This window comes from Limnobaculum eriocheiris (assembly GCF_021010575.1).
GTDB lineage: Bacteria > Pseudomonadota > Gammaproteobacteria > Enterobacterales > Enterobacteriaceae > Limnobaculum > Limnobaculum eriocheiris.
Genome location: NZ_JAJNAG010000059.1, coordinates 1 through 16690, shown reverse-complemented (window position 1 = coordinate 16690; position 16690 = coordinate 1). Strand labels below are relative to the sequence as shown.

General features: G+C 44.1%; 17 protein-coding genes and 1 tRNA gene. 7 read left to right on the top strand and 11 right to left on the bottom strand.

Features of this window, described 5'->3' with window-relative positions; all coding sequences use genetic code 11:
* Positions 1–71: IS1 family transposase (locus LPW36_RS18020; protein ID WP_338085959.1), on the bottom strand; the 71-nt coding region annotated here is incomplete at its 3' end.
* A 270-nt stretch (positions 72–341) separates the two neighbouring features.
* Here LPW36_RS18020 and LPW36_RS16290 point away from each other — a divergent pair.
* The gene (locus tag LPW36_RS16290) at positions 342–554 is read left to right on the top strand and encodes a hypothetical protein (protein ID WP_230611507.1); all 213 of its coding nucleotides are present in this window, start codon (positions 342–344) and stop codon (positions 552–554) included.
* Positions 555–589: 35 nt separating this feature from the next.
* On the opposite strand, the gene LPW36_RS16285 is transcribed toward LPW36_RS16290, so the two are convergent.
* The gene (locus LPW36_RS16285; protein WP_230611505.1) at positions 590–820 is read right to left on the bottom strand and encodes a hypothetical protein; all 231 of its coding nucleotides are present in this window, start codon (positions 818–820) and stop codon (positions 590–592) included.
* Positions 821–1573: 753 nt separating this feature from the next.
* Between LPW36_RS16285 and LPW36_RS16280 the strand changes: the two genes are divergently transcribed.
* Positions 1574–2269: a RipA family octameric membrane protein gene (locus tag LPW36_RS16280; RefSeq protein ID WP_476738497.1), complete on the top strand. Its 696-nt coding sequence runs from the start codon at positions 1574–1576 to the stop codon at positions 2267–2269.
* Between the two features lie 269 nt (positions 2270–2538).
* Positions 2539–4281 (top strand): arginine--tRNA ligase, encoded by a 1743-nt coding sequence (gene argS, locus LPW36_RS16275; RefSeq protein WP_230611500.1) that lies wholly within the window; start codon positions 2539–2541, stop codon positions 4279–4281.
* Positions 4282–4386: 105 nt separating this feature from the next.
* Here argS and murJ read toward each other — a convergent pair whose 3' ends face one another.
* From murJ to rimJ, 3 genes are all read right to left on the bottom strand, one after another.
* Positions 4387–5922 (bottom strand): murein biosynthesis integral membrane protein MurJ, encoded by a 1536-nt coding sequence (gene murJ, locus LPW36_RS16270; RefSeq protein ID WP_230611497.1) that lies wholly within the window; start codon positions 5920–5922, stop codon positions 4387–4389.
* Between the two features lie 212 nt (positions 5923–6134).
* Positions 6135–6809, bottom strand: coding sequence for a YceH family protein (locus LPW36_RS16265; RefSeq protein ID WP_230611494.1), 675 nt, complete (start codon positions 6807–6809; stop codon positions 6135–6137).
* 11 nt (positions 6810–6820) lie between these two features.
* The gene (rimJ, locus tag LPW36_RS16260) at positions 6821–7405 is read right to left on the bottom strand and encodes a ribosomal protein S5-alanine N-acetyltransferase (protein ID WP_230611491.1); all 585 of its coding nucleotides are present in this window, start codon (positions 7403–7405) and stop codon (positions 6821–6823) included.
* Between the two features lie 141 nt (positions 7406–7546).
* Between rimJ and mdtH the strand changes: the two genes are divergently transcribed.
* On the top strand, positions 7547–8752 hold the full coding sequence (mdtH, locus tag LPW36_RS16255; protein WP_230611488.1) for a multidrug efflux MFS transporter MdtH: 1206 nt from the start codon (positions 7547–7549) through the stop codon (positions 8750–8752).
* Between the two features lie 93 nt (positions 8753–8845).
* The gene (locus LPW36_RS16250; protein ID WP_230611485.1) at positions 8846–9415 is read left to right on the top strand and encodes a lipoprotein; all 570 of its coding nucleotides are present in this window, start codon (positions 8846–8848) and stop codon (positions 9413–9415) included.
* 62 nt (positions 9416–9477) lie between these two features.
* Here the strand turns inward: LPW36_RS16250 and rlmG are convergent, their stop codons facing one another.
* From rlmG to LPW36_RS16225, 5 genes are all read right to left on the bottom strand, one after another.
* Positions 9478–10653 carry a 23S rRNA (guanine(1835)-N(2))-methyltransferase RlmG gene (gene rlmG / locus LPW36_RS16245; protein WP_230611509.1) on the bottom strand — a complete coding sequence of 392 codons (1176 nt, stop codon included), beginning with the start codon at positions 10651–10653 and terminating at the stop codon, positions 9478–9480.
* Between the two features lies 1 nt (position 10654).
* Positions 10655–11221 carry a TorD/DmsD family molecular chaperone gene (locus LPW36_RS16240; RefSeq protein ID WP_230611482.1) on the bottom strand — a complete coding sequence of 189 codons (567 nt, stop codon included), beginning with the start codon at positions 11219–11221 and terminating at the stop codon, positions 10655–10657.
* A gap of 36 nt (positions 11222–11257) precedes the next feature.
* Positions 11258–12940 (bottom strand): DUF4139 domain-containing protein, encoded by a 1683-nt coding sequence (locus LPW36_RS16235; protein ID WP_230611479.1) that lies wholly within the window; start codon positions 12938–12940, stop codon positions 11258–11260.
* A gap of 66 nt (positions 12941–13006) precedes the next feature.
* On the bottom strand, positions 13007–13744 hold the full coding sequence (locus tag LPW36_RS16230) for a phosphatase (protein ID WP_230611476.1): 738 nt from the start codon (positions 13742–13744) through the stop codon (positions 13007–13009).
* 69 nt (positions 13745–13813) lie between these two features.
* Positions 13814–14752: a 2-hydroxyacid dehydrogenase gene (locus tag LPW36_RS16225; RefSeq protein WP_230611473.1), complete on the bottom strand. Its 939-nt coding sequence runs from the start codon at positions 14750–14752 to the stop codon at positions 13814–13816.
* A gap of 214 nt (positions 14753–14966) precedes the next feature.
* On the opposite strand from LPW36_RS16225, the gene LPW36_RS16220 reads away from it, so the two are divergent.
* Positions 14967–15054 (top strand) — tRNA-Ser (locus LPW36_RS16220).
* A 107-nt stretch (positions 15055–15161) separates the two neighbouring features.
* On the opposite strand, the gene LPW36_RS16215 is transcribed toward LPW36_RS16220, so the two are convergent.
* The gene (locus LPW36_RS16215; RefSeq protein WP_230611470.1) at positions 15162–16085 is read right to left on the bottom strand and encodes a glycosyltransferase family 90 protein; all 924 of its coding nucleotides are present in this window, start codon (positions 16083–16085) and stop codon (positions 15162–15164) included.
* 530 nt (positions 16086–16615) lie between these two features.
* Here LPW36_RS16215 and LPW36_RS16210 point away from each other — a divergent pair.
* Positions 16616–16690, top strand: a 75-nt coding sequence (locus LPW36_RS16210) for an IS1 family transposase (protein ID WP_338085967.1), incomplete at its 3' end; no start/stop codon positions are given.

Genomic DNA, 16690 nt, shown 5'->3' with positions numbered 1-16690 from the left:
GTGGAATGACCGTTTCGGATCACATCACTCGTTTCAGAACAGCGGGGACAAACTACATCAATCTTTGCCATCAATCATCCAAAGGGCGAAGAATACCACAACACTAAATATGCGTCACGACCAAAAAGTTTAATCTAATAATTTGATATGCAAAGATTATTTAGAAACCATCTCCCAGTCAGTCAGAGTAACAAAACGTTCCTGTTCTCCCCTTTTAACTTCACAGGCGTGGTAATCCCGGATAATGACGCATTATTCAATCAGCCTCTTTTACCATACCGTTTAATTTTTTCTGCTAATTGTCGCCTGAATAAATATTGATCACATGGATTGGAGTCAATATGAACAGACTGGAAGTTAACGGCTACATTGTCAGCGTGTTTAATGGCAATATCAGCTTTGAAACGGGTATCCCGAATGGATTTGTGGTATATGGTAAAAAACCAAAATATTTGCTGGCAAAGGTCTATAACCAACGGTTCTATTTATTAACCGAACGGCCAGTTGATACCTTAAGAGAAGTTGTTGAACTGTTGGAAACACTAACCCGATAATCCGCCAGTTACTATCGGGTATAGCATCCTTCCACCTAGTGGTCACAAAAAGCTGACCATGCTTCTTCTGAAAGTTGATGAATGCGGATAAATTTTTTGGTTTTACACAAAGAGCGTCTGAGCGTCTTTTTTGCCTGTTCCTGTTTGATTCGTGTCGCAGGATGGCGAATGCGTCTGGAGGCTCTCAATGGGGTGCCTAAAATAACCACGCTATAGCATATATCGGTATTAAGCCCGTCACTGGTAATCTCATGATAAAACTTCATAAACGCTGGGTCCCTGATAGTCTCTATTATGACGTTAGTATAGCTTTTATAGAGAGAGATTAAACGAGATAAAATGCACGCTATGAAACCCTGTTTTTAAGTTTTATGCGCTAACCGCATCTGCTCTCCCCACCCTCTATTATTATCAGGATGTTTCGGGTGTTAAATAACCATAAAAAAAATCAGTTTCACTATTTCGTCTAAATTTCAAGCGACATTTCAGCTTCACATATCTCCATTTTCACTTTTGTATCAAATTGATGCGAAAAAAACAGGCCAGGTAATTAAACTAAACTGTAATTACCTAATTATTTCAAAAGAAATGAAATAAAATGAAAAATTAATCTACAGTAGGAACTCATCGTTTATCTTCAGATCTATTAATTTTCGGGGATAAGTGAACAAATGGCGCTGTTATGCTTCTTTCATCATACTAATAATCTGACAGGTTATATCTCCGGACAAAAAGCAACACATTAAGCCAATGAAAACACATTTTGCGACACAATAAACGATACAATTATATAATTAATATATAATCACTCACGTAAACCACATTAAAACAGAATATTGTTGCGTAAACTCATCAAACAATACAATTTAATTTCCATTTAGTGGTAAAATGGTGAGGTATTTAACTGTTAGAATCTAACTGCAAGATATGAACTATTCACGCAGGTGTTATGTATTGGTCATTGAGTCTTAACGCCTGTTCAGGTAAGCTATAAGGAGTATATCTATAATGGATGATAGATGAATATGCACTCAAATAAAGATACGGTGCATAAATCCGAGGACGCACATGTGTGCAATGATTTATGTCACTTGACAAGAATGTCGCTCAAACATGCTCATAATTTAAAAAAAGCTGAAGCCCAGTCTTACTGGCAACGAAGTATGCTTTTTTTTGTTATGGGGGCTATTGTTACCTTGTTTTTCGGCATTGTCTTTTTTAGTACCTCTACGTTAATCACCTACTTTATTGAGATGGTGATTGCTATTATGGGTATTACCATTTCTCATGCCTGGTACCGAATTACAGTAAATAATAATTACTGGCGTAAGAGCTGGCACCGCCACGTCAATCAGTTAGAGAGTCAACTGGCAGAATGTTCAAAAAAACCAGTCCGTATGCCCTCTGAGCTGAAATCTAACCAAAGTAGTGCCACCTTCTTATTATTGAATAAAACATTAAATATTATATTCCTTATCTTTTGGTGTACCTTACCTGTCATTTCCGTTATAAAATTTTTCTACTATCTTGTTTATATTAATGGCGTTTCTCTGTCTTTAATGAACACGTTGTTCTTGTGTATTCCATTCCTGATTATGGTATTCCTGTCTATTGCCATTAATACATTCTTATGCATGTTCTCTTCTAAAGATGACGCAGAGATAGACAACAAAGAGCTGGATATTGCACAGCAGTATAAAACCACCAATAATTAATCGTCTTGTTCGTTCGCGGCTCTGGCTTCTGACGACAAATGTTTACTCCTGTTGTTCATTGCTCAGTCTGAGTACTCTTTGTTCAAAAAACGTTTTGATATCGAACCCTTCCTCTGCACTAAAGCTGACGTAATCCGTAAGATCGGGTATTATTCACCGGTTTTCTTTAGAAAGTGGTAAGTGCACGTCGATTAAAACGTTATAACAGCGCTCGTCTCTTGCCGCTGTTTTTCGCAGAATTATATAACAGGTCGTAATAAGGTAATCCGGTGAACATACAGGCTCTTTTATCAGATAAAATTACCCAGGCCCTCATTGCTGCTGGTGCGCCGGCAGATTGTGAAGCCCAAGTGCGTCAGTCTGCCAAAGCACAGTTTGGTGATTATCAAGCCAATGGCATTATGGCCGTAGCGAAAAAGCTCGGTCTCCCTCCTCGTCAATTGGCGGAGCAGGTACTAATCCATCTGGACCTCTCCCCGATGGCCCGTAAAACGGAAATCGCGGGCCCGGGATTTATTAATATCTTCCTGGATCCTGACTGGCTGGCATCAAGAGCAGAAGTGGCGTTACAAGACGATAAACTGAATGTCACTCCTGCCTATAAGCAGACTATCGTGGTTGACTATTCCGCACCAAACGTTGCCAAAGAAATGCACGTTGGTCACCTGCGCTCCACCATCATTGGTGACGCCGTTGTTCGCACTCTGGAGTTTTTAGGCCATAACGTTATTCGCGCCAACCACGTTGGTGATTGGGGTACCCAATTTGGTATGCTGATTGCCTATCTGGAAAAGATGGAAAATGAGAATGCGGATAATATGACTTTATCCGATCTGGAAGCTTTCTATCGTACTGCCAAGCAACATTACGATTCCGACCCGGTTTTTGCCGAGCGTGCTCGTGAATATGTGGTGAAACTGCAAGGCGGTGATGCATACTGTCGTTCCATGTGGCGTAAATTGGTCGACGTGACTATGCACCAGAATATCCTTACCTATCAACGCCTGAATGTTACTTTAACCGTTGGTGACATTATGGGTGAAAGCATCTATAACGCAATGCTACCGGGTATTGTAGCGGATCTAAAAGCCAAAGGCCTGGCGGTAGAAAGCGAAGGTGCTACCGTGGTTTACCTTGATGAATTCAAGAATAAAGAAGGTGAACCAATGGGCGTTATCGTCCAGAAGAATGACGGTGGCTTCCTGTATACCACCACCGATATTGCCTGCGCTAAATATCGTTATGAAACCTTGGGTGCAGAACGCATTCTGTACTACATCGATTCTCGCCAGCATCAACACCTGATGCAGGCATGGACCATTGTACGTAAAGCTGGCTATGTTCCTGACAGCGTTACGCTGGAACATCATATGTTTGGCATGATGTTAGGTAAAGATGGTAAACCATTTAGAACACGTTCTGGCGGTACCATTAAGCTGTCCGATCTGTTGGATGAAGCCATTGAGAATGCTGATGCTAAACTGCACAACCTGATTCTCGAAAAAAATCCGGATATGCAGCCTGATGAACTTAAAGAGGTCATCAACGCTGTGGGGATTGGTGCCGTTAAATACTCTGATTTATCCAAAAACCGCACTACAGATTATGTGTTCGATTGGGATATTATGCTGGCGCTGGAAGGCAACACGGCTCCTTATATGCAGTATGCATATACGCGTGTAGCCTCTATTTTCAAACGCGCAGGCATTGATGAAAGTAAATTAACCGGTGCATTAAAAATTGTTGACGATCGGGAAAAAGCGCTGGCCACTCGCCTGATACAATTTGAAGAAACCCTCTATACCGTGGCACGGGAAGGTACACCACACGTTATGTGTGCTTATCTGTACGATGTAGCCGGTCTGTTTTCTGGTTTCTACGAAAACTGCCCGATTCTGAATGCTGATGATGAAAGCACGCGTCAGAGCCGTCTGAAATTAGCCGCGCTTACTGCACGAACCCTGAAGCTGGGCCTGGATACATTAGGTATCCAGACGGTTGAGCGGATGTAATCTCTCATTGTTCAATTGATAACAATAAAGGCACCGGTGGCGCCTTTATTGTTAATACTCTTATTTTTCAGCTTTTGAGTATATCCAAACAGCCCGTGTTTAAGGTCAGGAAATACGACGGGCAAAATCCCGGATACGAAAGCCCAATAACCCTAATGTACCAAAATAAGCGACTACCCCAACGGCCACCACCAGCAACAGGCGCAATATGCGCATCAGCATACTACCAACATCCCAGGCAGGCATAATATAGACCATGCCAACCAGCGCTGCGGTCATCACCAGAAGCGCAACGATCAGCTTAAGAAAGAAGATTCCCCAACCGGATTTTGGCTGGAAATATTGACGTTTCTTCAACTGCCAAAACAGCAAACCGGCGTTAAGACAGGCGGCAACACCAATCGATAGTGCCAGACCAGCATGTTTAAACGGACCAATAAACGCCAGATTCATCAGTTGAGTTGCTATCAGAGTGAAAATAGCAATTCTGACCGGGGTTTTAATATCCTGACGGGAATAGAAGCCCGGAGCCAGTACCTTAACCAAAATCAGCCCCATCAACCCAACCGAGTAAGCAATTAATGCCTGACGAGTCATCATCGCATCATGGGCGCTAAACTGCCCATACTGGAACAGTGATTTAATCAATGGCTCAGAGATAACCCCCAGCGCTACCGAGCAAGGTAAAGCCAGCAGAAAACAGAGGCGTAGCCCCCAGTCCATCAAACCGGAGTACTCTTCAGCATTACCCGTAGAAAAACTTTTCGCCAACGAAGGTAATAAAATGGTTCCTAATGCAACCCCTAACACCCCCGATGGCAGCTCCATTAAGCGGTCTGCATAATACATCCAGGACACAGAACCCGACGCCAGAAATGAAGCAAAAATAGTATTAATAATCAGTGATATTTGACTTACCGATACACCAAGAATAGCCGGTCCCATCTGCCTCATTACCCGCCAGACCCCGCTGTCTCGCAGATTAAGACGCGGCAAAACCAACATTCCAATCTTTTTCAGGTGCGGTAATTGATACAACAACTGAAGAACGCCGCCCACAACCACTGCCCAGGCCAACGCCATAATAGGCGGGTTAAAGTAAGGTGCACCAAATAAAGCAAAACCAATCATACTCACGTTTAACAACGTGGGAGCAAATGCCGGTACCGAAAATCGATTCCAGGTATTGAGAATTGCTCCGGCTAACGAGGCCAGAGATATCAGCAAAATATAGGGGAAGGTAATTTGTAGCAATTGAGCAGTCAGAACAAACTTATCAGGTTCATCGATAAACCCCGGCGCAGTAGCCCAAATGACCCAGGGCGCAGCAACAATGCCTAAAAAAGTCACCAGCGCTAATACCAGAGTTAACAGACCAGAGACATAGGCAATAAAGGTTCTGGTGGCCTCTTCTCCCTGTTGAGTTTTATATTCAGCCAGAATAGGAACGAATGCCTGAGAAAATGCCCCTTCGGCAAAAATCCGTCGTAACAAATTAGGTAACTTAAAAGCGACAAAAAAGGCATCCGTTGCCACCCCGGCACCAAATGCGCGAGCCACAATCGCATCACGGGCAAATCCCAGAACCCGTGACACCATGGTCATTGAGCTGACCGCGGCAAGTGATTTTAATAAATTCATGTAATTTAACGATTCTTATTAATGGCATCGCTGACTGTGCGATGGCTGACTGAGGCGTAGTGTACGGTTAGTCCGTTGAATCACCAATCTAAAAGCGTATAAAAATGTGATTTTCGCTCTGAATTACCCTTTACCTCAGGCAATTCAGAGCGAGTATATCTTTTTAATTATTTGATTTTGAATTAATTAATTTTTAGCGACAATGTCACCGGTTAACTAACTAAAATCTCAAACTTCTCGTTCAACTCCGCCAGTTGTTGTTTCAGTAAGGCCACTTCATCCTCTAACTGTTGCACCCTCTCACTCAATCCTTCAGCGGCTTCTGACGGTTTGTTATCTGGCATTGAACCGCTAGTGCTAAAAGAGGCGGCATCCACTGGCCCACAAAACAGATGGGCATAGCGACTCTCTCGTCTGCCCGGCTCCCGTGCCAGCCTGACAACATAGGGGCCGTCCTCCCGATTGGACAAAGCTTCCAGCACCTGTTCCACTTCATTGATATCTGAAAACTCATACAGTCGGTTTGAACGGGTTCTCAGTTCACCCGGGGTTTGAGGGCCGCGTAATAACAGCAGACAGACAACCGCCAGCTCAGCCGGTGATAACTTTAAATCACCAAACTCGGTATTACAGAAACGATGAACATATTTGGCTACTCGTCCACCAATCCCGCTGGCTGTACGTACCAGATACTTTTTTTGCAGGCTATCCAGCGTATCCTGAACCTCCAGTTCGCTTAAATCCATGACTGGTTCACGGCTGGTTTTCTGATTGCAGGCGGTCATTAAACTGTTTAGCGATAAAGGATACTGATCGGGTGTCGTCACCTCTTTTTCCAGCATGCTACCGATAACTCTGGCTTCTGTATCCGTTAATTGATATTTCATCTATCGATTCCTTAAATCGTCGGTTTCCAGTCAAGGTTTGTCAGGGCCATCATGACATGATCCTGCCAGTTTCCATCAATTCGCAGATACTGTTTCGCATACCCTTCACGCTCAAAACCTAATCGTAATAACAAATTTCCACTACGTTGATTATGGGGCATATAGTTAGCCATTATTCGGTGCATTCGCTGCTGATTAAACATATAACGTAATGCGGGTTGTAATGCTTCATACATTAGCCCCTGACCTTCCCACTTTTGCCCAAGGGAGTATCCCAGAACGCAGGCATGAAAATCACCCCGAATAACATTGCTAAAATTTGCAACGCCTCTGACCTCTTTTTCATCCGTGTCGAGCAACAGAAAATAATAGGCACTTCCCTGTTTATGTAACTCATTAATCAGATTTAAGCGCACTTGCCAACCGGAAGGATAACAATAGCTCTGATCGCGCACCGGTTCCCAGGGCTTAAGGAACTCCCTGTTCTCGGTATAATAGTCTGCAAGCCGATAGGCATCACGTTCGCAGGCAAGGCGTACCGTAAGACGGTCCGTCGCTAATGATACCTTAGGAACATTCGAACGATAGCCAAACATCCGGAACCCCTTATAAGAATGGAAAGACAGCATTAAATGACAAAGATAGTGTACTAAATTGGTATCGTTATTCAGTAATAAAGTTCAAAATAGCGACAGAATTCCCCCCCTTTTATTTATTTTTTCGCTGACGGTGAAATTATGCCTCGGGTATCGCGAGTCAGAAGCTTAGGTAAGTATTTTCTATTATTAGATAACCTGCTAGTTATTCTTGGTTTTTTTGTCGTATTCCCGCTAATTTCCATTCGATTTGTTGACCAACTTGGTTGGGCGGCATTAGTGGTTGGCTTGGCTTTAGGGTTGCGTCAGTTTCTGCAACAGGGGTTGGGGATTTTTGGTGGTGCACTGGCAGATCGCTTCGGTGCCAAGCCGCTGATCGTTACCGGGATGCTGTTACGCGCAACGGGATTCGCCACCATGGCATTAGCGGATCAACCCTGGATTCTGATTTTTTCCTGTGCTCTTTCAGCTTTTGGCGGCACGCTGTTTGACCCACCGCGAGTAGCATTAGTTATTAAGTTAACCCGTCCTCATGAGCGTGGTCGTTTCTATTCGTTGTTAATGATACAAGACAGCGCCGGTGTAGTGATTGGTGCACTCCTGGGTAGTTGGCTGTTACGTTATGACTTTCACTGGGTTTGTTGGTTTGGTGCTGCCTTCTTCGTGCTGGCTGCGGCGCTAAACGCATTTGTATTGCCGGCCTATCGGGTCTCCACCTCAGTGCGCGCTCCTATCATGAATGGGATTAAAGCGGCCGTGAAGGATAGCTACTTCCGTCGTTATGTTCTGACTCTTACCGGTTATTATGTGCTATCCATTCAGGTGATGTTAATGTTGCCCTTACTGGTAAACGAGGTTTCCGGTGCGCCAGAAACCATTCGCTGGATGTATCTGATTCAGGCGATTCTCTCCCTTTCTCTGCTCTATCCTATCGCACGCTGGAGCGAAAAGTATTTTCGTCTCGATCAGCGATTAATGGCAGGTTTACTGCTAATGACTTTTAGCCTGATGCCATTAGGGCTTGTACACTCTCTTTCCGGTATTCTGGCACTGATTTTCTTTTTCTATCTCGGTTTAATTATTGCCGAGCCCGCACGTGAAACGTTAAGTGCATCTCTGTCAAATCCTCATGCTCGTGCCAGCTATATGGGATTTAGTAAATTAGGTTTAGCGTTTGGCGGCGCCATTGGTTATACCGGTGGTGGTTGGTTATACGATATTGGTCATGAAATGAACCTGCCAGAAGTGCCCTGGTTGCTTCTGGGCGTCGTAGGGATAATCACGGCACTGGCGCTACATCGTCAATTCTCCCCAAAGAGTATGAACACCAAAGCCATGGCATCGTGAAATATTCTGAACGGATTTAGGTTTGCTCTGTCTATAAAGTAATTGCTACTCTATGGCGAAATGGACCGTTTGATAGATTATATAAGGGTAAGTATGTTTAGAATTTTTCCCCGCGTTTGTGCCGTGTTGGTTATTGGACTGCTGTTTGGTTGTAATCAGGTTTCTCAATATACTTTAAGCGAACAATCGATTAATAAATATTTAGCCACCCATACCGATAAAACATCGCGCAGCTTTAATCTGAGCGGTCTGGTCAATGCTGACCTGTCCCTGAATAATCTGAATGCAAAAATTGGTCGTGATACGCCGAATAAGGTGACGCTATCCGGTAATGCCGTGTTTGCCATTTCATCTATTTTAGGCAATCAGGATGCCAACCTTCAGCTAACGATTAATGCCCGTCCGGATTTTGACCCGGTAAAAGGCGCCGTTTATCTGAAAGATCTGGAACTGGCAGACTACGATCTGAAAACTACCCAGGGCGCGGTGAAAAATGTGAAAACCTTTATTCCATTGCTAAACAGCGCGCTGCAACTCTATTTCAATGACCAACCGGTATACATTCTGAACCCAGCCAACAGCGCATTAGAAGCAACAGCTCAAAAACTGGCGAAAGGCATTAAAGTAGAAGAAGGCAAACTGGTTTTCGACTTTATTAAGTAGTTATTCATTGCATTAAAAGGCGCATGCGGAACATCCGATGCGCCTTTTAATTATCCTTCAATTCAGCTCTGGCGGCTCTTTCTTGGTGCCTTCACTGAACGCAAAATAACAAACTTCTTATTGGATGCCAGCAGTTCACAGTTACCAAACAGACGTTTCAACTTTTGATGGTATCCCAGATGGCGATTACCAATAATGCGTAGCTCGCCACCAATTGCCAGACAACGTTTGGCATCGTTAAACATTTGCCAGGCAATGTAATCCGTTACCGAGTGATGCTGATGAAACGGTGGGTTACACACTATTCCCTGTAAACTGTTACGTTCAATATTTGCCAGCGAGTGGTCAGCTTCAAAGAAACAACGCTCTACATCCTGAGGGCGATTCTTTTCTACATTTAACCGGCTCGACTCCACCGCCATAAAAGACTCATCGCGGAAAATCACTTCGGCTTGCGGATTCTGCGCCAGTAAGCCAAGCCCGAGAACACCATTACCACAGCCTAAATCCACCAGCGTTCCGGTTAAACCGGACGGCAGATGTTCAGAAAAGAAACGGGCACCAATATCCAGTGAAGTGCGAGAAAACACATTAGGATAGTTATGAATAAGGTAGTCTGTTCCATCCAGCGGCCAGCTAACTAACGCATTAAACGGAGCGACTTCCGGCTGGTTAAACTGACAGAAAATCAGACGCGCTTTCTTCCACGCCAGACTGGTATGGGTTGGGCCAAGAATCTTCTCAAACAGTTGCAGCGTGGAAGTGTGAATATCACGCGTTTTTCCTGCGGCAATAATTTGGGTATCTTCCCCTACCACTTCCCGTAGCGCGTACAGTTGCTGTTCCAGTAGTGCCAGCGCTTTAGGTACTTTTATCAGCACCACTGCCGGTTTAGCCGATAACGGCGTTACACTATCAATAAAGCTAACGTTATCTGCCGACAGGTTATTAAGCTGTAAATTACGCAAGGTGGCCAACTGACTAACGTAAGAGTCACCATAGCTTACCGGATAGTATTGATGCAGTTCGCAGGCTAAAGCACCAAACGTATCATTCAGAACAAGCACCGGCCCTTGCGCCAGCTTTTGCTTATCGACGGTATTAATCAGGTACTCATCCGCGGCATCCCAAGCCTGTAAACTGCTGGCGGTATCAAACTCAGGATAACGCGCTAAGGATAAATGGGCAAACACCGAGGGCGCCAGTTCTGATTCATCACTGTTAATGGCGGTTTCCATCTTATTCACTTCCTTCATCAGAGGAAACTTCAGCCAGTTCATCACGCATTGCTTGCATCGCCTCCCGAGTCACCATGGATAAGGTGCGGTAGAAAGCGGTTGTGGCATGTACTTCAACTTTACCCATAAAACGCCCGCACCAGGGCAGCAAATAGTCATCAAACAGCGCCAGTTGAGCCTGTACTTCATCAGACTCCTGTGCATTATCTTCAATCCATGATGCCGCCAGTAATAACAGACCAAAATGGTCCGCTGGTGCTTCAGTTAACGGCATACCACATTGCGTCAAAAAAGCACGGGTAGCGGCTTGTTCTGCACTGTCTTCATAATCAGAGCCATAAGGGGAAACGCTGCCCTCTGTGGCAAACATCGCCTGATAGTCCGCCTCCAGAACCTTACGATCTAATCCCTGTCCCATACGGTCCAGCAGATCGTCTTGCTCCAGCGGCCAGTGTTGTTTCAACTTGCCGTCCGCGATAAGAGCAAACAACGGATCCAGAACCGGATCCTGAGGGTTGCGATAAAACAGCGATCCCAGAATACGGCAGACTACAGAAAACTCATTCATCAAATTAACCTGTTAACTTAAGTAATAAAACAATAATTATAAACCAATAACCTGCTGATCTTTCGGATATTTCACCGTATAAGATAAGCCCAGTTTACGTAATTCATTTGGCGTCAGATCCAGCGACCATTGAACCTCACCGGTATTTTTATCGAAGGTTGCGCCATCATATTTCAGCCCTTCAACGGTAACAGAAGCATCTTTACTGACGGGAACCTGATCCTGCACCACCAGTTTTACCGGTTCTTTCCGGGTATTTTTGATGTCCAGCGTATAGGTGTACTGCTGGCTGACAGAGTTACCAAAGAACTCCGCTTTTCCTGTGATCTGCTTTTCATTTTCCCGTGTTACAACGATCTTCTTATCCCGACCTAAGGAGAGGTCCAGCGTCTCTTTAACATTGCGGATATCGATATATCCCTGCCCGACAAACGAACCTTCAAAGAAAATATTGGATTTTCCCGGCAGCAGATTCAGTTTTTCCCAGTCTTTTAACTGTACCTGTAAAAAGGCATCAGGTTCCAGTTTTGGCACGACCACATAGCGATAATCACCCTGAACATCCACCTGTTTAATCAACACCGAGTGCCCTTTGCCATCGGCGGCAATATTATAGGGTAAAGCAATGCTAAAACGGGTATTTACACCACCAACATCAGTAACTACATAGTCAGACAGTGGCTTGGAAACCCTGGTTTTCCCCTCGTCGGCAGCACGGTATCCAGCCTCCATTGCCATATCTTCCCGTAATTCCATCACCGGTGCTGGTGCAGGCATCGCCATTGGCGCAGACTCATATTCCTTATCTCTGGCATTTTTCGACAACATAATTGGCTGCCGATACAGATCAACATACCACGGAGAGAGTCGCGGGGCCTGAGCGCCTTCGCTTGGGTTACCGGTAGAAAGGGTCAGGTTAACCTTATCCCAGTTGATGCCGCTATTCTGAAAGACATTGGCCTTATAGCCCAGCTTCACCGGTTCAGTAATGCTATCAACCCGAACATCATAAGTAGGAACCCAACCCGCAGCGTTAATCACATAGGAAAGCTTAATATTGCTGGATGCGGCTTTAGGTGCATAAAACTTCACCACCACCTGATTAACAGCCTGAGCGCTTTTTTGTTGAGCTTCCGCCAGTTGGTTGTTCAGTTTATTAATATTCTTTTCGACTTCGGTCATCTTCTCTCTGAGGTCAATATCGCTCATCAAGAGTTCATTCATTTTGCCATTAACCAGCTGTAGCATTTGGCTTACTTGTTCAACCGAAGTACCTTCTTTCTCGCTGCCCAGCGCGCGGTTACTCTCAAGTACGGCCAGTTGGGCTTGAATCACTTCACGCTGTACGTTCAGTTTACTTTGTTCACGCACTTCCGCTTCAATTTGTTTCTTTAGCGATTCCACTTCGGGTGAGACGTTTTCACTAAGAAAATCACGTCGTATACCCGATGACTGAACCACCACACCGTTATCCGCTTTCACCATCAGGCTTTGTTCATTCAAGCCTGTCGCGATATTGGTAAATATCACTTCACTCTCACCGGCTGGCAAGCTTACTTTTCCGCTGTTAAACAACTCGGCACCGCGGATAAATACGGTAACGTTATTCAACATCATTTTTTCTATGAGGGTGTCAGCCAGAGCGGATGCGGAACAAGCCAGCGCCACTACGGCACTCAGCACCGTAGTTTGGAAACGACCGGAGGTAATTAATAACATATATATTTATCCTTAAATATTAACAGATTTCTTTTAACCGCTCAGACAACAAATTATCCTGATGGCTTAAAGTGAAGCCAGCTCAGGAATCGGTTTTCTACCGTGTGATTCCAGGAAGTTTAGCAATCTCCGTGGTGTTACATTGAGAATTCTCTCTGGTGGAAACGCGATGCCCTCTAATACGTTAAGAGAATGTTCAAAGCCCCCCAGAGAATACGCTACATGGGAATCAGAACCCAGCGCCACCCAACCTCCGGCATCACGAATGGCTTTTGCCACCTCAATACAATTTTTTTCACTGCCCAAACGGGAGTGAATAAATGAAGAGTTGTTTATTTCCAGCGCAACATTATGTTTAGCCGCAGCCTGCGCCACAGCGGTAATATCAATAGGATACCTTGGATTGCCCGGATGGCTAATAATATGCACTTTACCGCTAGCAATGGTAGCTATCATCGCCTGAGTATTTTCTTCGCGGCTCATGGGTTGCAGCACCGGTTCATGGAACCCGGCGATAATCAGATCTAACTGCTTATTCATCTGCTCATCACAATCGGTTTCACCCTGCAGGTTTTTGATATTTGCTTCAATGCCGAACAGAATTCCGACACCGTCCACCATACGAGGAATAACCGCCATATTCATAAAATGCCAGCGGTGCGGTGCATCTGCCATATCCGGCCCGTGATCAGTGATAGCAAACAGCTTAATACCTTTCTGTTTGGCAATGGCAAAATAGTCACTTATCGTGCTATAAGCATGGGTGCTGGCGACGGTATGGGCATGTAGATCAACCGGGTACATAACAAACTTCCTTCTTTATATTGCTGTGCAGGTAAAACGCGTCTAATCCATGCTCTATTTGATTATGGATCAATATCCTTTAATCATATCAACAATACCGCTGATTGGCTCTCCAGCCTGAAAGGCCAGCAATCGACTGCAAATCTGATCCATCGTGGTTTGTGGCTGTGTAATGGCTGAAATATGTGGTGTTATGGTAATTTCCGCCCGCTGCCAGAACACATGCTGTCGGGATAATGGTTCTGAGGCAAAAACGTCCAGGGTTGCGGCTTTTAGCTGACCGCTATCTAATGCTGCTAATAAATCCGCCTCAATCAAATGCGCTCCCCGGGCAATATTGATCAGATACGCCCCTTTTTGTAGTTGGTCAAACAACGCTTTATTCAGTATACCTTGGGTATCCGGCGTTCTGGGTAATAAATTCACTATCAAACGGGTTTGGTTAAGAAATTCAGGCAACTGCTCGGTACTGTATGTAGTTACACCATCAATTTGCTTTTTACTCCTGCTCCAACCGCGTACCGAAAAACCAAAGGATGACAGTCGCTGTGCCACACTGGCGCCTAATATGCCCAACCCCATCACGCCAATAATGAAATTTTCATCGCTATGGGGTTCCAGAAACTGCCAGCGGCTTTGCTGTTGCAGTCGTTGATAGTCATCCAGACGGCGGAAATAGCGCAATACCGCCGCACAGGCATATTCTTCCATCTGTCTTGCCATACCGGCATCTTCCAGACGAACCAGCGGAACACCCGCAGCCAACATATCAGGACGTTCTCTTAATTGGGCAACGATTGCATCAACTCCGGCCCCCAAACTGAAAACCGCTTTTAAATCTTTACGTCCCACCAGCATTTCATAAGGCGGCAGCCAGACAATCGCATAATCTGCCGGTTGATCATCTCCTGGCTGCCACACTCTGATTTTTGCTCCGGGTAAACGGGCAGGAATGCCTTCCAGATAAGGTTGAGCATTATTATTAGGGTGATAAAAGAGAATATTCATGGCAGCTCCGGAAGATAAAAGATTTTCTGAATCAGAGGGGAAATATGTAGCACCACCCTAATCTACCTGATTCGGTCCGCAGACATAAACGACAATTTGCTGATAGCTTAACCAAATAGCTTAAGAACTTGAATTTATACTTGACCGAACCTTACCTTCTCCCTATAGTAGCGCCCCGTTGCGGTGAATAATCCTTGCTGCAACCACAAAATTTGGTGAGGTGTCCGAGTGGCTGAAGGAGCACGCCTGGAAAGTGTGTATACGGCAACGTATCGAGGGTTCGAATCCCTCCCTCACCGCCATATTTTAAGAGCCTGCTTTTAGCAGGCTTTTTTCATACAAGCAAAACGGCGGATAACCACCGCCGTTTTATCTATCAAAATTTATCAATATGAAAAACAGAAAGGAGCTACTGTCCTGAAAGGGCAAAATACTTTTTCATCACCAACAAAGAGATGACTCTTTCCTGCACATCATCCAGAAACTGCGCCACATAATGATTGGCATTGTTGATAATCATTTTGGCTTCATCAATATGGTGAGAGTAATACTCTATTTTTTCTTCCAGATCGGAAAAGTCATCTTTCAACAGTACATAATGAAAATCAGGAACCAGAGTCCCTTCCAGAAACCAACTTTCAACCTTTGGTTTACGCATAAAGCAGAGAGAATTGGAGTGCATAATCCACTTCAGATTAGTGGCAACATCATTGCCTTCAATACTGATAATGAACTTATACTTCATTTGTTCTGTTTCACACATCAGATTCTTTCTTTTCACACCATCATATCGACCGGTGTCGGCCACATCAACTAACGGGGAGTGTTGATAGTTATCAAGCAACTGTTTTCTGGCTGGCTGATAACAGGCTCCTCGAAACACAGCCATATTCCGCTTTTGTTCAAAGGGGATCCGATCGTTAAACAAACGGAAATGACGTATTTTATTTAGCTTCAATAACACTGAGTTTTGGTTGTCTCCGGCAATAGGCCGTGTTTTTAACAACGTAGGCTTATCCGGGACATGTCTTATGTCACCGAGAAAATAGTTAAATCGAAGATAGGGATCAAAGTAGCGTGCGGATTCCATTAAATCGTAATAATAGCTACTGGGATGGCCTCTAACCGTTAACCTACCGCACTCAACGGCAGACTCATCCAAAATGAAAGGCGAACTAAGTTTATTGTAGTAATTAACCCGATAGTCAATGTAATCCCGCTGAAATTCACTAACATTATCAAGTAACCGGTGAATACTCCTTCGAAACAAAACGCGAGGGATCAGGTCTTTAATAATATTCGTGGTATAAAATGGGATTTTCTCACTATGCATAAACACCCTTGTCTGGCATCACAATACTCATCGGTAAGTGTAGCCTCATCGCTTAAAACTCTCAGCTTTAAAAGCAATATTTATTTCGAAAATTTGCGGTACATCAAAAAGATGCAACTACAGGCTTAAAACCACACAACAACTAAGCTTAAGTGACTTACTCTATCAAACAGATAATATCTGACATAATTTTAATATATTTCAATATAAACCCATATAATCATCCATACTTTACAGAATATTGCAAATAAAATAAAACTAAATCGAATGGCAATATAAGCCATTATTATTTAATTCCAATAAGTACAGCCTTATTATAAGTAATCAAGAGGCAAGGAAAATTAAATTTTACCATTTAAACATTTATCATTTAATAGCATCTCCCCACCTCTGATTGAAAGATTGTTCACGATAGCTATGTCTGATTAAACGCCTTAATCTATAAAAAACCACCATTGAATTTATTGATCCAAATAAATGGTCGTGACGCATATTTAGTGTTGTGGTATTCTTCGCCCTTTGGATGATTGATGGCAAAGATTGATGTAGTTTGTCCCCGCTGTTCTGAAACGAGTGATGTGATCCGAAACGGTCATTCCACCTCC

Bases quoted from the DNA above. Each gene is read 5' to 3' on its own strand.
- LPW36_RS16235 (WP_230611479.1), bottom strand. From the start codon at position 12,940: ATGTTATTAATTACCTCCGGTCGTTTCCAAACTACGGTGCTGAGTGCC.
- LPW36_RS16225 (WP_230611473.1), bottom strand. From the start codon at position 14,752: ATGAATATTCTCTTTTATCACCCTAATAATAATGCTCAACCTTATCTG.
- LPW36_RS16230 (WP_230611476.1), bottom strand. From the start codon at position 13,744: ATGTACCCGGTTGATCTACATGCCCATACCGTCGCCAGCACCCATGCT.
- LPW36_RS16215 (WP_230611470.1), bottom strand. From the start codon at position 16,085: ATGCATAGTGAGAAAATCCCATTTTATACCACGAATATTATTAAAGAC.
- rlmG (WP_230611509.1), bottom strand. From the start codon at position 10,653: ATGGAAACCGCCATTAACAGTGATGAATCAGAACTGGCGCCCTCGGTG.
- LPW36_RS16265 (WP_230611494.1), bottom strand. From the start codon at position 6,809: ATGAAATATCAATTAACGGATACAGAAGCCAGAGTTATCGGTAGCATG.
- mdtH (WP_230611488.1), top strand. From the start codon at position 7,547: ATGCCTCGGGTATCGCGAGTCAGAAGCTTAGGTAAGTATTTTCTATTA.
- LPW36_RS16280 (WP_476738497.1), top strand. From the start codon at position 1,574: ATGAATATGCACTCAAATAAAGATACGGTGCATAAATCCGAGGACGCA.
- LPW36_RS16290 (WP_230611507.1), top strand. From the start codon at position 342: ATGAACAGACTGGAAGTTAACGGCTACATTGTCAGCGTGTTTAATGGC.
- LPW36_RS16240 (WP_230611482.1), bottom strand. From the start codon at position 11,221: ATGAATGAGTTTTCTGTAGTCTGCCGTATTCTGGGATCGCTGTTTTAT.
- LPW36_RS16285 (WP_230611505.1), bottom strand. From the start codon at position 820: ATGAAGTTTTATCATGAGATTACCAGTGACGGGCTTAATACCGATATA.
- murJ (WP_230611497.1), bottom strand. From the start codon at position 5,922: ATGAATTTATTAAAATCACTTGCCGCGGTCAGCTCAATGACCATGGTG.
- LPW36_RS16250 (WP_230611485.1), top strand. From the start codon at position 8,846: ATGTTTAGAATTTTTCCCCGCGTTTGTGCCGTGTTGGTTATTGGACTG.
- rimJ (WP_230611491.1), bottom strand. From the start codon at position 7,405: ATGTTTGGCTATCGTTCGAATGTTCCTAAGGTATCATTAGCGACGGAC.